At 71.6% G+C, this 12,612-nt stretch carries 11 protein-coding genes and 1 pseudogene; 4 read left to right on the forward strand and 8 right to left on the reverse strand.

Annotation, left to right across the window (positions count from 1 at the left end; genetic code table 11):
- From GXW83_RS19945 to GXW83_RS19955, 3 genes and pseudogenes are all read right to left on the reverse strand, one after another.
- Positions 1–927, reverse strand: a complete 927-nt coding sequence (locus tag GXW83_RS19945; RefSeq protein WP_182444382.1) for a carbohydrate ABC transporter permease — start codon at positions 925–927, stop codon at positions 1–3.
- Positions 928–1,006: 79 nt separating this feature from the next.
- The gene (locus tag GXW83_RS19950) at positions 1,007–2,395 is read right to left on the reverse strand and encodes an ABC transporter substrate-binding protein (protein ID WP_182444383.1); all 1,389 of its coding nucleotides are present in this window, start codon (positions 2,393–2,395) and stop codon (positions 1,007–1,009) included.
- A gap of 229 nt (positions 2,396–2,624) precedes the next feature.
- Positions 2,625–3,637 (reverse strand): annotated as a pseudogene (locus tag GXW83_RS19955) (LacI family DNA-binding transcriptional regulator).
- Positions 3,638–3,974: 337 nt separating this feature from the next.
- Between GXW83_RS19955 and GXW83_RS19960 the strand changes: the two are divergent.
- Positions 3,975–5,531 (forward strand): MDR family MFS transporter, encoded by a 1,557-nt coding sequence (locus GXW83_RS19960; RefSeq protein WP_182444384.1) that lies wholly within the window; start codon positions 3,975–3,977, stop codon positions 5,529–5,531.
- A gap of 79 nt (positions 5,532–5,610) precedes the next feature.
- Here the strand turns inward: GXW83_RS19960 and GXW83_RS19965 are convergent, their stop codons facing one another.
- From GXW83_RS19965 to GXW83_RS19975, 3 genes are all read right to left on the reverse strand, one after another.
- Complete coding sequence (locus GXW83_RS19965) at positions 5,611–5,967, reverse strand: helix-turn-helix transcriptional regulator (protein ID WP_182444385.1); 357 nt, start codon at positions 5,965–5,967, stop codon at positions 5,611–5,613.
- A complete protein-coding gene (locus tag GXW83_RS19970) occupies positions 5,967–6,338 on the reverse strand; it encodes a hypothetical protein (RefSeq protein ID WP_182444386.1) in 372 nt (123 codons plus the stop codon). Before GXW83_RS19970 ends, GXW83_RS19965 begins: the two co-directional genes overlap by 1 nt.
- 112 nt (positions 6,339–6,450) lie before the next feature.
- Complete coding sequence (locus tag GXW83_RS19975; RefSeq protein WP_182444387.1) at positions 6,451–7,146, reverse strand: TIGR00266 family protein; 696 nt, start codon at positions 7,144–7,146, stop codon at positions 6,451–6,453.
- A gap of 326 nt (positions 7,147–7,472) precedes the next feature.
- On the opposite strand from GXW83_RS19975, the gene GXW83_RS19980 reads away from it, so the two are divergent.
- Positions 7,473–8,294, forward strand: coding sequence for a universal stress protein (locus GXW83_RS19980; RefSeq protein ID WP_182444388.1), 822 nt, complete (start codon positions 7,473–7,475; stop codon positions 8,292–8,294).
- A 31-nt stretch (positions 8,295–8,325) separates the two neighbouring features.
- On the opposite strand, the gene GXW83_RS19985 is transcribed toward GXW83_RS19980, so the two are convergent.
- Together GXW83_RS19985 and GXW83_RS19990 are read right to left on the reverse strand one after the other, a co-directional pair.
- Positions 8,326–9,114: a glucosamine-6-phosphate deaminase gene (locus GXW83_RS19985; protein WP_182444389.1), complete on the reverse strand. Its 789-nt coding sequence runs from the start codon at positions 9,112–9,114 to the stop codon at positions 8,326–8,328.
- Between the two features lie 74 nt (positions 9,115–9,188).
- Positions 9,189–10,130, reverse strand: a complete 942-nt coding sequence (locus tag GXW83_RS19990) for an amidohydrolase family protein (RefSeq protein ID WP_182444390.1) — start codon at positions 10,128–10,130, stop codon at positions 9,189–9,191.
- A gap of 250 nt (positions 10,131–10,380) precedes the next feature.
- Between GXW83_RS19990 and GXW83_RS19995 the strand changes: the two genes are divergently transcribed.
- Both GXW83_RS19995 and GXW83_RS20000 read left to right on the forward strand, forming a co-directional pair.
- Positions 10,381–11,202, forward strand: coding sequence for an SAM-dependent methyltransferase (locus GXW83_RS19995; protein ID WP_182444391.1), 822 nt, complete (start codon positions 10,381–10,383; stop codon positions 11,200–11,202).
- A gap of 490 nt (positions 11,203–11,692) precedes the next feature.
- On the forward strand, positions 11,693–12,595 hold the full coding sequence (locus GXW83_RS20000; protein WP_182444392.1) for a phosphatase PAP2 family protein: 903 nt from the start codon (positions 11,693–11,695) through the stop codon (positions 12,593–12,595).
- Positions 12,596–12,612 lie beyond the last annotated feature (17 nt).

Consider the following 12,612-nt stretch of genomic DNA (forward strand, 5'->3'; position numbering starts at 1 on the left):
TCATTCCTCGTTTCCGCGTCGGGACAGCCACAGGTAGGCGCCGGAGAAGCAGGCCAGGCCCACGAACAGCATCACGCCCAGGGCGGCGGCGCCGCCGAAGTTCCCGTAGTTGAAGGCGTACTGGTAGACCAGGTAGACCACGCTGACGGTGCCGTTGGAGCCGCCGGTCAGGATGAAGGGCTCCAGGAACACCTGCGCGGTGGCGACGATCTGCAGCAGGAACATCAGCGACAGGATCATCCGGGTCTGCGGGACGGTGACGTGCCACACCCGCTTGAGGATGCCCGCCCCGTCCAACTCGGCTGCCTCGTAGAGCTCTCCGGGGATGCCCTGGAGCGCGGCCAGGTAGATCAGCACGCCCCCGCCCATGTTGATCCAGGTGGAGAACAGCACCAGGCACAGCACCGCGAAGTCCGGGGAGGAGGACTGCGTCCAGTGCGAGGTCGGCAGGTGCAGCAGGTGCAGGGCGGCGTTGAACAGCCCGGTGTTGTCCGGGGTGTAGAACCACTTCCACAGGAAGGCGGAGGCCACCGGCGGCATCATCACCGGCAGGTAGACCAGCAGCCGGAAGTAGCCCTTGCCGTGCCGCAGTTCGTTGAGGACCACGGCGATGCAGAACGGGACGGCGTACCCGAAGACCAGGGCGAAGCCGGCGAACAGCCCGGTGGTGCGCCAGGAGCTCCAGAAGTCGGGGTCGTGGATCGCCCGCCGGTAGTTCTGCAGTCCGGCCCAACCGCTGCTCTGCCCGGCGATGTTGACCTTCTGGAAGCTCAGGATCAGCTCCCGGATCATCGGGTACCAGGAGAACACCGCGAAGCAGAGGATCGCCCCGATCATGAACAGGTAGGCGGTGGAGTTGCGTTGTACCCCGCGCAGGAAGGCGCCACGCGGACGGGCGGGGTGGCGGGGCGTGTCGGTGGTCGCCATCGGACCTGTACTCCTGCTGGACGGGGCGTCCTGCCGCGAGCCGAGGCCCCCGGCAGGACGCGTCGCTGCCATCTGAGGCTCAGCCGTTCGAGTTGTTGGCGAGGATGCCGTTGGCGGCGTTGGCGAAGGTGTCCAGCAGTTGCTGCAGGTTGGCGCCGGGGTTGGTCAGCGCCGCGTACATCGCCTTGTCGCCCTGCGCGTAGATGGCCTGCGCCTGCGGCGGCTCGATGTTCAGGCTCATGCTGGTCAGCCCCGCGGTGTAGGCGGTGAAGTTGGATGCCGGGACGTTGGCGGACGCCTTCTCGTCCTTGCCGACCTGGGTGTCGGCCGCGGATCCGGCGGTGAACAGGTCGGGCTCCGGCAGGCCCACCGGCTGGCCGGCGCCGGCGTTGCGGACGTAGTTGAACTGTCCGTCGCCCGGCGTCAGGAACTCGAAGTCGAGGAACTTGATCCCGGCCTCGATCTGCGCCGGAGTGTCCTTCTTGTTGAACATGTAGCCGTCGCCGCCGAGCAGGGTGCCGGTCGGGCCGTTCACCCCGGGCAGCGGGCTCATCTCGATGTTGGTGTAGGGGGTGTTGTAGGTGGCGTGCATGTTGGTGATGGTGTCGGGGGCGCCGACGTACATGCCGAGCTTGCCGGTGCTCATCAGCTGCGGCAGGTCGGCCCAGACCAGGCCCTGCTTGGTGCCCATGGACTTGTCGTTGAAGGCCATGTCGTGCAGGGTCTGCAGCACCGCCAGGCCGTCGGCGTTGTCGAACGCGGCCTTGGTGCCGGCCGCGTTGGCCATCTGGCCGCCCCGGGAGTACAGCTCGGCGGCGAAGTGCCAACCGCCGGTGCCGCCCGCGCTGTAGTCGGCGTAGCCGATGTCGCCGTTGCCCAGGTCGCTGATCTTCTTGGCGTCCGCCTCGAGTTGGGCCCAGGTGCTGGGCGGGGCGGTGATCCCGGCCTGCTTGAACAGGGTGGCGTTGTAGACCAGGCCCTCGGTGTAGTTGTTGACCGGGATGCCGTACAGGTCGCCGCCGGAGGTCTCGCCCTTGCGGTACACGTTGAGCAGCTGCGGCAGGATGCTGGAGTAGTTGCTGATCTGCGGTATGTACTTCTGGATGTCCGCCGCCTGGTTGGTGGACAGCACGTTGGTGGGGTCGGTGAACGCGGTGTAGAAGACGTTGTCCTCGGTGCCCGAGGCCAGCTCCGCGTCGAACTTCGCCGGGGTGTCGCAGGGGTTGGTGTCGTCCCCCTTGACGATGATCTTGGGGTTGGCGGCCTCGAAGTCCGCGATGTCCTGGAGGAAGAAGTCGCGCTGCGCGGGCTGGGTGGTGGGCGGCTCGCAGCCGACGGTGATCGTGGTCGTCCCGTTGGCGCCGGCGGCCTTGTCGCTGCTGGAGCTGGAGCTGCACGCGCTCATGCTGAGGCCGATGCACCCCGCCAGTGCCAGGGCTGCCAGCGAACGGTTCGGGTATCTGTTCATCGATCGACTCCCTCGTCGACAGAAGGCGGCTCATGCCTGTGGTGTCGTTTGTGGCGCTCAACGTACAAACATTGGCAGTCGAGCGCAAGAGATGAACCAAGGAACGGAAAATCTTTGCATCAATCAGGGATCGGATGACCGAAGGCGACGAAAGGGCCGGACGGTACCCGTCCGGCCCTTCGACCCTGCCAACCTGCCCAAACGCACCGACGGCGGCGCCGACCGCCCGTCAGTCCGCCCGCGGCACCGGCCCGGTGGAGCCGCGCACCACCAGCTCCGGCTCGAACAGCACCTCGTCATGGGTCACCCGGGCCCCTCGATCTCGCCCACCAGCAGGTCCACCGCTGCCCGGCCCATGGCCTCGATCGGCTGCCGCACGGTGGTCAGCGGCGGATCGGTGCAGGCCATGAACGAGGAGTCGTCGTAGCCGACCACCGAGACGTCCCCGGGGACGCTCAGCCCGCGCCGGCGCACCGCGCGCACCGCCCCGAGCGCCAGCGGGTCGCTGGCGCAGACGATGCCGGTGACCCCCCGTTGCAGCAGCCGCGCCGTGGCGGCCTGCCCGCCCTCCAGCGAGAACAGTGCGTGCTCCACGCAGGACTCCGACAGCTCCAGGCCGGTGCGCTCGGCGACCTGCTGGGCGGCGCGCAGCTTGCGCCGCGAGGGGACGTGGTCGGGCGGGCCCATCACCAGCCCGATCCGGCGGTGGCCCAGCGAGTACAGGTGGCCCATGGCCTGCTCCACCGCGACCGCGTCGTCGCAGGACACCTGCGGGAAGTCCAAGTCGTCGAAGGCGGCGTTCATCAGCACCGTGGGCAGGCCGCGCTGGGCCAGCCGGGCGTAGTGCTCGTGCGGGGACTCGGCCTGCGCGTACAGGCCGCCGAAGAAGACCACCCCGGAGACGTGCTGCTGCAGCAGCAGCTCCACGTAGTCCGCCTCGGACACCCCGCCCGCGGTCTGGGTGCACAGCACCGGGGTGAAGCCCTGCTGGGCCAGCGCGCCGCCCACCACCTCGGCGAAGGCGGGGAAGATCGGGTTCTGCAGCTCCGGCAGCACCAGGCCCACCAGCCGGGAGCGCTCCCCGCGCAGCTGGGTCGGCCGCTCGTACCCGAGGACGTCCAGGGCGGTCAGCACCGCGGTCCTGGTGGACGGGGAGACCCCCGGCTTGTCGTTGAGCACGCGACTGACCGTCGCCTCGCTCACCCCGACCTTCTTTGCCACTTCGGCCAGTCGTCGTGTCATGGACGGAAGCTTACGCCATTGTTTGCAAATATCTTGCATCGGTTCGCAAGAAAGGCGCAATATGGTCCGACGGGCTCCACTCTCCCCCACCAGGACGGCCGCCACCAGGGCCGGGACTTGCCCCGATCCTGCCCGATCCGGCTCGGTTCCGCTGCCGGATCGCCCTCGAATCACCCCCTATTCGTTCCCGATCCGCCGCCGATCCGTCCTCCCCCGACGCGGGACGCGCCCATGCCCGGATGCGATTGACGACGGGTCAGCGCAGCGCCTACCGTCGGTAGAGGTAACTAGCCGGGCGGCAGGTAAGGCCGGTCCCCGGGTCGCGGCCTCCGAGAGGATGAGGGCGATGTCCGAAGCGAGAACACTACCTCCGGAGACCGAGGCGCCCGACGGCGTCAGCCGCTCCGTCTACGTCGCCGTCATCGGGCTGATGCTCGGCATGCTCATCGCCATGCTGGACAACCTGATCGTCAGCACGGCCCTGCCCACCATCGTCGGCGACCTCGGTGGTCTCTCCCACCTCTCCTGGGTGGTCACCGCCTACACCCTGGGCGCCGCCGTCACCACCCCGGTCTGGGGCAAGCTGGGCGACCTGTACGGGCGCAAGGCGATGTTCATGCTGTCCATCGTCATCTTCCTGATCGGCTCGGCGCTCACCGGCCTGGCCCAGGACATGGACCAGCTGATCGCCTTCCGCGGCCTCCAGGGCCTGGGCTCGGGCGGGCTGATGGTCGGCGCCATGGCCACCCTGGGCGACCTGGTCCCGCCGCGCGAGCGCGGCCGGTTCCAGGCGCTGATCGGCGGCATGATGCCGGTCGCCTTCGTCGGCGGCCCGCTGCTGGGCGGCCTGCTCACCGAGCACCTGAGCTGGCGCTGGTGCTTCTACATCAACATTCCGCTGGGCATCGCCGCGCTGCTGGTCACCGGCCTGGGCATGAAGCTGCCCCGGCGCCGGATCGAGGCCAGGATCGACTACACCGGCGCGCTGCTGCTGGGCGTCGGCATCGTGGCGATCACCCTGGTCGCCTCCTGGGGCGGGGTGCAGTACGCCTGGCTCTCGGCCCCCGTCATCGGGCTGGCCGTCTGCGGCATCGCCGCGCTGGCCGCCTTCGTGCACTTCCAGGGCCGGGCGCCGGAGCCGATCCTGCCGCCGTCGATGTTCAAGGACCGCAACTTCACCACCGCCCAGATCCTCAGCTTCCTGGTCGGCGCGGCCATGTTCGGCGCCATCAACTTCCTGCCGCAGTACTTCCAGTACGTCCGCGGCGCCTCGCCGACCGCCAGCGGCCTGCTGCTGCTCCCGCTGATGTTCGGCATGCTCGCGGTGATGATCGGCAGCGGCCAGGCGGTCTCCCGCACCGGCAGGTACCGCACCCTGATGATCGTCGGCGGGGCGGTGCTGACCGTCGGCATGGCGCTCCTGCTGCTGCTCGACGTCGGCACCTCCACCCTGACCGCGTCGCTGCTCACCACCGTCCTCGGCCTGGGCATGGGCTTCCTGATGCAGAACACCATGCTCATCACCCAGAACAGCGTCCCGCTGCGCAACATGGGCGCCGCCAGCGGCTCGGTGACGCTGTTCCGCACCGTCGGCGGCTCGCTGGGCATCGCCGTCTTCGGCTCCCTCTACACCCAGCGGCTGACCCACTCGCTCAGCAGCCACCTCGGCGCGGCCGGGCACGCCCTCGCCTCCACCGGAGCGCACATCCCGCCCTCGGCCCTGGCCCACCTGCCCGGCGCGGTCCAGCTGGCCTTCAAGTCGGCGGTCACCGACGGCCTGCACAGCGTGCTGATCGGCGGCACCGCGCTGGCCTTCCTCACCTTCCTCTTCACCTGGCTGGTCCGGGAGGTCCCGCTGCGCTCCGGCGCGCAGCCCGGCGCCCCGCTGGAGTAGTCGGCGCACACCCCCGGCCGCGCACCCGGCCGGGGCGGATGCCCTGTCCGCTCCGGCCCCGGCCCGCCCGGCGGCGCGGTCACACCTCGCTGACCGCCCCGGCCACCACGTCCACCTGGCGCAGCTGCTCCAGCATGCCCTCGCGGTCGGCGAGCAGCACGGTCAGGATGCGCCGGGCGGCGCGCAGCAGGTCGGCGACGTCGGGCCCGGCGAGCGCGTACAGCACGGTCGGCCCCTGCCGCAGCGAGATCACGATGCCCGCGCGCCGCAGATGGGCCAGCTGCTGGGACAGGTTGGAGGGCTCCACCTTGATGTCGGCCAGCAGATCGCGCACCGGCATGGGCCCGTCCTGGAGCAGCTCCAGCACTCTGATCCGGACCGGGTGCCCCAGCATCCGGAAGAACTCGGCCTTCAACTGGTAGAGCGGGGGCTGCATCAGACCTCCAGCTTGCCTTCGAGCTGCTGCAGCATCCGGCGGGCCATGGCCAGGTTGGCCCGCTTGCGGTCCAGGGCCAGGTAGAGGAACAGACCGCCGCCGCTGCGCGAGGTGAGCGGGCGGATGATGTGGTACTGGCCGCTGAGGGTGATCAGGATGTCGTCGATGGCGCCGGTGATGCCGAGCATCTCCATGGTGCGCTGCTTGGCGCGCACCACGTCGGTGTTGCCCGCCGCGGCGGCGTTGAGGTCGAGGTCGGTGCCGCCGCCGAGGGTTCCCAGCGCCAGCCCGCTGTTCACGTCCACCAGGGCGACGCCGAGCGCGCCCTCGATGGCCATTGCTTCCTTGAGTGCGATGTCCGTGGATGCCATGGACAGTGACGCTAGGCGAGCGGGCAGTGACGGCACTGACAAATTGCAGAAGCCTGCAACTGACCCGCCGGGCGGTGTACTCTGCCTCGCTCGCCGTCCTGACGGCCTCGGCTCAGCCGTTGTCGGGCTGCGGCAGGTACGGCTCGAGGGCGTGCGCCAGGTTGGGCAGCGGCATGCTCTGCAGCCATATCTGCCCCGGCCCGGTCAGCGCGACCAGGAGGTAGCCGTCACGGCCGAAGACCTTGTTGGCGATGCCGGGGACGGTGGTCATCTTGAACTTCACCCGGTCCTCGAACATGCCGACGTGGCCCGGGTGGACCAGCATCGTCTGGCCGGGGCCCAGGTTGTAGTGGCTCAGCTCCCCGGACAGCTCGACCCAGGCGCGGCCCTGCCCCTCCAGCTTCTGCAGGACGAAGCCGTCCCCGCCCCACATGCCGCCGCGGAAGGTGTGCTGCAGACCCACGGTGGCGGCGACGCCGGGCGTGCCGCACAGCCAGCCGTGGCGGTGCACCAGGTAGCCCTGGCCCCGCTCGACGTCCACCGGCACGATGTGGCCGGGCACCTTCGCGGCGAAGGCCACCAGGCCCGCGCCGTCCTTGGCCTGGTACTGCGTCAGGAAGATGCCGCCGCCGCCGACCGCGCGCTTGAGCGTGCCCATCAGGCCGCCCGAGCCGGCCTTGGTGGTCTGCGACATGTGCACGTTCGCCGTCATCCACGACAGCTCGCCGTGCATGGAGATCACGGACTCCTTGGGCTCGAGTTGGATCTCCAGTACGGGCAGCGTGCTGCCCTTGACCTCAGCCTGCATGAACGTCCCTCCGCATGATGTGCACCGGCCCTGTTTCCCCCGGCCACGGGCGACTTCGCCGCACCGCAGCACGCACGCTACCGCCCCGGCGGGCCCGCGCGGATGCTCGGGGGCACAGTTGTCCGACGGCGAGTGCGGGCCGGGTCGGGGCGGGCGCGCGGTGGCCTCGGCCGCGCGTCGGCGCCAGGAGGGCGGCCGAGACGGGCACACCGGGGAAGAGTGTCCGATATGTGCTGGTATGACAGTGCTTGCTATGCTCCCGCTGAGGTGGGCTGCCGCCCCCGCCGGAATCCCGCCAGGGATCCTCACCGTGCAGGAGTCGCCCCATGGAGTCGATCCGCCCCTTCCTGGTCGCCGTCGACGGATCCGACGACGCCTGGGCCGCTCTGGAGTGGACGGCGCGGGCCGCCGCCCGGGTCGGCGCGCCGCTGCGGGTGCTGAACGTCGAGCCGACCACCGGCGGCCTGGCCGAGGTGCTGCTCGGCCCGGGCCCGGAGCCGTCCCAGGACAGCCCGGTGACCGGCGAGGCGGTGGACAGGGCCAAGGCGGTGGCGCCCGGCCTCGCCGTGGCCACCCGGGTGGTCTCGGGCGACCCCAGGCACGTACTGCCCGCGCAGAGCCGGGGCGCGGCGCTGCTGGTGACCGGCACCCGCGGCCTGAGCGGTCTGCGCGGCTGGCTGGCCGGTTCGGTCAGCCGGGCGGCGGCCGGCTACGCGCGCTGCCCGGTGGTGGTGCACAAGCGGGCCGAGGACGTCACCGCCGGGCACATCCTGATCGGCCTGGACCCGTTCGACCTGCGCCCCGAGGTGCTGGCGTTCGCGGTCTCGGCCGCGCACGCGCTGGAGGCCCCGCTGCGGCTGATCGTCGGCGACCTGCCCTCGACCGAGCGGGCCGACGCGGCCAGGGACGAGCTGGAGACCGTGCTGGCCGCGCTGCACCAGGACCACCCGGCCCTGGACGTCACGGCCGAGTACTCCGCACGGGACGAGTCCGACTGGCTGGTGGAGCTCTCCCGGACGGCGGAGCTGGTGGCCGTGGGCCGCGAGCTGAGCGGCGTCCTGATGACCGACCCGCTGGGCCGGGCCGCCGACGCACTGCTCGACCAGGCCCACTGCCCGGTCGCAGTGGTCCCGGCCCGCACCCGCTGAGGCCGCAACCGGGCCCACAGCCGGGTGCCCGTCAGATGCCCTGCCAGGACGGCTTGGCGGCGTAGGTGGCCCGGAAGTAGTCGGCCAGCTTGAGCTCGGAGGCGGCGGCCTCGTCCACGACGACGGTGGCGTGCGGGTGCAGCTGCAGCGCCGAGGCGGGGACGACGCCCGCGACCGGGCCCTCCACCGTCAGCGCCACGGCCTCGGCCTTGGCCTCGCCGGTGGCCAGCAGCACCAGGTGGCGGGCTTCCAGGATGGTCCCGATGCCCTGGGTGATCACGTGGTGCGGGACCTCGTCCAGGCTGTCGAAGAAGCGGGCGTTGTCCTCCCGGGTCTGCTGGGTGAGGGTCTTGATCCGGGTGCGGGAGGCCAGCGAGGAGCAGGGCTCGTTGAAGCCGATGTGGCCGTCGGTCCCTATGCCCAGCAGCTGCAGGTCCACCCCGCCGGCGTCGGCCAGGGCCTGGTCGTAGGCGGCGCAGGCGGCGGCGACGGCCTCGGCCGCGACCGAGCCGTCCGGGCCCATGAAGGACGCCTCGGTCAGGCCGAGCGGCTCCACCACCTCGCGCAGCACCACCGAGCGGTAGGACTCGGGGTGGCCCTTGGGCAGGCCGACGTACTCGTCCAGCTGGCAGATCCTGGCCCGGGAGACGTCCAGCCCCAGGTCGCGGACCTTGGCGGTGAGCGCCTGGTAGATCGGCAGCGGGGTCGATCCGGTGGCGACGCCGAGCAGCGCGTCCGGCTTGCGGGACAGCAGCTCGACGATGGCCGCAGCGATGAGCTCGCCGCCCGCTGCGGCGTCCGGAACGATCACAATCTCCATGCTGAAATCCCACCCATCCCAGGCGTGCGCCCTGTGGTACCGACCGTGGTATAGACCATTTGCCAGCGATGATCTCACACCTCGGCCGTGTCCGTCCCCTCCGTCCGGGGCGCGGCCGGGGCGGGCCCGAACAGGGCGGCGGCGTTGTCGTGGCAGACCGCCCGCAGCCAGTCCCGGCCCAGGTCGAGCCGGGCCAGCGCCTCCAGCGCGTGCAGGTAGGGGTAGGGGAGGTTGGGGTAGTCGCTGCCGAACAGGATGCGGTCGCCGAAGTCGGCCAGCCTGGGCAGCTCGGACGGCGGGAACGGCGCCGTCGCCTCGCTGAAGTCGGTGAAGGCCATGGTGGTGTCCAGCCGTACGCCGGGGTGGCGGGCCGCGAGGTCGAGGAAGTCGCCGTACTCCGGCATCCCCATGTGGGCGACGACCAGCCGCAGCCGGGGGTGCCGGGCCAGCAGCCGGGCGATCGGCTCGGGGCCGGTGTGCTTCCCCGGCACCGGCCCCGAGCCGCAGTGGGCCACCACCGGCACCCCGGCCTCGGCCAGCAGCCCCCACACCGGCTCCAGCAGCGCGTCGTTGGGGTCGTAGCCGCCGACCTGCACATGCGCCTTGAACACCCGCGCGCCCTGCCGCACCGCCTGCTCGACGTAGTCGGCGGCCTCCGGCTCGGGGAAGAAGGTCGCGGTGTGCAGGCAGTCCGGGGTGCGGGCGGCGAAGTCGGCGGCCCAGGCGTTGAGCCAGGCGGCCATGGCAGGCTTGTGCGGGTAGAGCATGGCGGTGAAGGCCCGGACCCCGAACGAGCGCAGCACCTCCAGCCGCTGCTCCTCCCGCATCCGGTAGGTGATCGGCCAGCTCCGCCCGACCAGCGGCCCGGCCGCGTCGAAGTAGGCCCAGACCTTGTCCAGCACCCGGTCGGGCATGAAGTGGGTGTGAACATCGACGAGCCCCGGCAGTCCCAGCTCCCGCCAGAACGCCGTGACCCGCTCGGCCTCGCCGTCCGGCGGCGTGTCCTCGGTCGCCATGGCAACCACCTCCCTTCCCGATCATGCCAGTCGGCGCCGACCGCCGGGCCGCGGACCCCGCCCGGCTGCGGACCGGCCGCGCGGGGCCGGGCCCTGAGTGATCATCAGGCGACTTCTCCGGCCGTCGTACCGGGCATACTCTTGCCCCGGGGGCGCGCCGCACGGGCACACGCGCCGCGCAGTACGGCAGCAGCCGTACGGCAGCAGGAGCGTTACGTCCGGGGATGTACGCCGACGAGGGTGGGGAAGCATGGCAGAGGGTTCGACGTATCCGGAGCCGCAGGGCCGGGACCAGGGTCGGCTCGACACCGGCATACCCCACATCGCCCGGGTGTACGACTACTGGCTCGGCGGCAAGGACAACTACGCGGTGGACCGCGAGGTCGCCGAGAAGGTCATCGCCACCGGCAACCCGGTGACCCACAACGTGCGCGCCAACCGGGCCTTCCTCGGCCGGGCGGTGCACTACCTGGCCGCGGAGGCCGGGATCCGGCAGTTCCTGGACCTGGGCACCGGGCTCCCCTCGGCCGACAACACCCACGAGGTGGCCCAGCGGGTCGACCCCCAGGCGCGGATCGTCTACGCCGACAACGACCCGATCGTGCTGGTCCACGCCCGGGCGCTGCTGACCGGCAGCCCGTCCGGGGCCACCACCTACATCCACGCCGACGTCCGGGACACCGAGAAGATCCTGCTGGAGGCGCGCTCGACGCTGGACTTCGACCAGCCGATCGCGGTGGTCATGGCGGGGCTGATGCACTGCATCCCGGACGAGGACGATCCGGCGGGCCTGGTCGCCACCGTGCTGTCCGAGGTGGTCTCCGGCAGCTACCTGGCGCTGTCCCAGCCGGCCGCCGACATCAACGGCCTCGCCATGGCCCGGACCGGCGCGGTGATGGACCGGCTGATGCCGGCCAAGATCACCTACCGCACCCGTGACCAGGTCGCCCGCTTCTTCGAGGGCACCGAGCTGCTCGAGCCGGGCCTGGTGCCCGCCCCCTCCTGGCGGCCCGCCCCCGGCGCGGACACCGCCCCTCGCTCGGTCTGGGCCGGCGTCGGCCGCAAGCCCTGACGGGCGCCCCGACCCCTGCCGCGCGTCGGTGCCCGCTCCCACCAGCCGAACGGCCGGTCGGTGACCTCGGACGATGCTGTTCCCGCCGGTCCCCCGAGCAGCCCGGAGCGCTCCCCGGGAGCCCGCCGGGAGCCCGCCGGCCGCCGGCTCGGGCGGCCCGTGCCGGGGTGCGGCGGACGCCAGCAGGGGCCCCGGCTGCACAGCCCGTTCACACCAGAAGGGAAGATGAACGGATGGCAACCAGAATCGATGCGCTCTCCAGCCGTCTCCGGCCCCTGGGACACCCCGGCGTCCGGGGGCATCACCGGACGCCCGACAGCTGACGCGGCCCGCCGCACCAGCCCATCGGTTGCCCCAGGATCGCCCGGCGGCGCAGGCCGCGGGAGGCGCAGGGGCCTGCCGCTCCCCCATCGGGATCCGCTTCGCGTCAGCCTCCGGTCCGTACGCGCAGGCAGCCTCCCGTCCGCCCTCCCCCGAACCCCGAGAGTCCATGAAGAGCGATCACGCATACCTCACCCGTGAGTCCGACGACGGGTCGGCACGCAGCTCCGGCACCGAGCCGGAGGGCACGGTCGGTGTCGCGCCCCCGGCCCCGGCCTCCGCGCAGGACGGGGCGGCCGAGCCGCGCCGCCGGTGGTGGCGCCGCAAGTGGGGCTGGGAGGTGCTGTTGGTCCTGTACGCGATATACGACGGCAGCCGCCTGCTGGTGCACACCAGCCTGCTGCAGGCGCAGCACCACGGGGACGCCATCCTCCGGCTGGAGCGCCGACTGCACCTCAGCCCGGAGCGGACGCTGAACCACCTGTTCGCCACCCATGCCTGGCTGGGCGTGCCGGCGGACTTCGTCTACGCCTCACTGCACTATGTGATCACCGTCGCGGTGCTGTTCTGGGTGTGGCGCTCGCACCGCGACCACTACCGCATGGCCCGGACCTGGCTGGGCCTGGCCACGCTGCTCGGGGTCGTCGGCTTCGTCGCCTTCCCGACCGCGCCGCCGCGGCTGCTGGGCTCCTCGTACCACTTCACCGACATCCTGGCGGAGCACTCCACAGTCGGCTGGTGGGGCACCGGCGGCGGCGGCACCCCGCGCGGGCTGGCCGACATGAGCAACGAGTTCGCGGCCATGCCCAGCCTGCACGTGGGCTGGGCGCTCTGGTGCGGCCTGCTGGTCTTCCTGCACGCCCGGCACCGGCTGGTGCGCCTCCTCGGCCTGGTGTACCCCTTTGCCATCGCGTTCGTGGTGATGGGCACCGGCAACCACTACCTGCTGGACTGCGTGATCGGCGCGCTGGTGGCGCTGGTCAGCCTGTGGGCCACCCCGCCGCTGCTGCGCTGGAGCGACCAGGCCGGGCGGGCGGCGCGGCGCGGGCTGCACCGGCTGGTCCGCCGCTGAGCCGCGGGCGGCCGCCG

The organism is Streptacidiphilus sp. PB12-B1b (genome assembly GCF_014084125.1).
Taxonomy (GTDB): domain Bacteria; phylum Actinomycetota; class Actinomycetes; order Streptomycetales; family Streptomycetaceae; genus Streptacidiphilus.

Excerpts from the sequence above, each read along its gene's own strand:
- GXW83_RS19995 (WP_182444391.1), top strand. The coding sequence starts at position 10,381 with ATGGCAGAGGGTTCGACGTATCCGGAGCCGCAGGGCCGGGACCAGGGT.
- GXW83_RS19965 (WP_182444385.1), bottom strand. The coding sequence starts at position 5,967 with ATGCAGCCCCCGCTCTACCAGTTGAAGGCCGAGTTCTTCCGGATGCTG.
- GXW83_RS19945 (WP_182444382.1), bottom strand. The coding sequence starts at position 927 with ATGGCGACCACCGACACGCCCCGCCACCCCGCCCGTCCGCGTGGCGCC.
- GXW83_RS19975 (WP_182444387.1), bottom strand. The coding sequence starts at position 7,146 with ATGCAGGCTGAGGTCAAGGGCAGCACGCTGCCCGTACTGGAGATCCAA.
- GXW83_RS19985 (WP_182444389.1), bottom strand. The coding sequence starts at position 9,114 with ATGGAGATTGTGATCGTTCCGGACGCCGCAGCGGGCGGCGAGCTCATC.
- GXW83_RS19970 (WP_182444386.1), bottom strand. The coding sequence starts at position 6,338 with ATGGCATCCACGGACATCGCACTCAAGGAAGCAATGGCCATCGAGGGC.
- GXW83_RS19980 (WP_182444388.1), top strand. The coding sequence starts at position 7,473 with ATGGAGTCGATCCGCCCCTTCCTGGTCGCCGTCGACGGATCCGACGAC.
- GXW83_RS19960 (WP_182444384.1), top strand. The coding sequence starts at position 3,975 with ATGAGGGCGATGTCCGAAGCGAGAACACTACCTCCGGAGACCGAGGCG.
- GXW83_RS19990 (WP_182444390.1), bottom strand. The coding sequence starts at position 10,130 with ATGGCGACCGAGGACACGCCGCCGGACGGCGAGGCCGAGCGGGTCACG.
- GXW83_RS20000 (WP_182444392.1), top strand. The coding sequence starts at position 11,693 with ATGAAGAGCGATCACGCATACCTCACCCGTGAGTCCGACGACGGGTCG.
- GXW83_RS19950 (WP_182444383.1), bottom strand. The coding sequence starts at position 2,395 with ATGAACAGATACCCGAACCGTTCGCTGGCAGCCCTGGCACTGGCGGGG.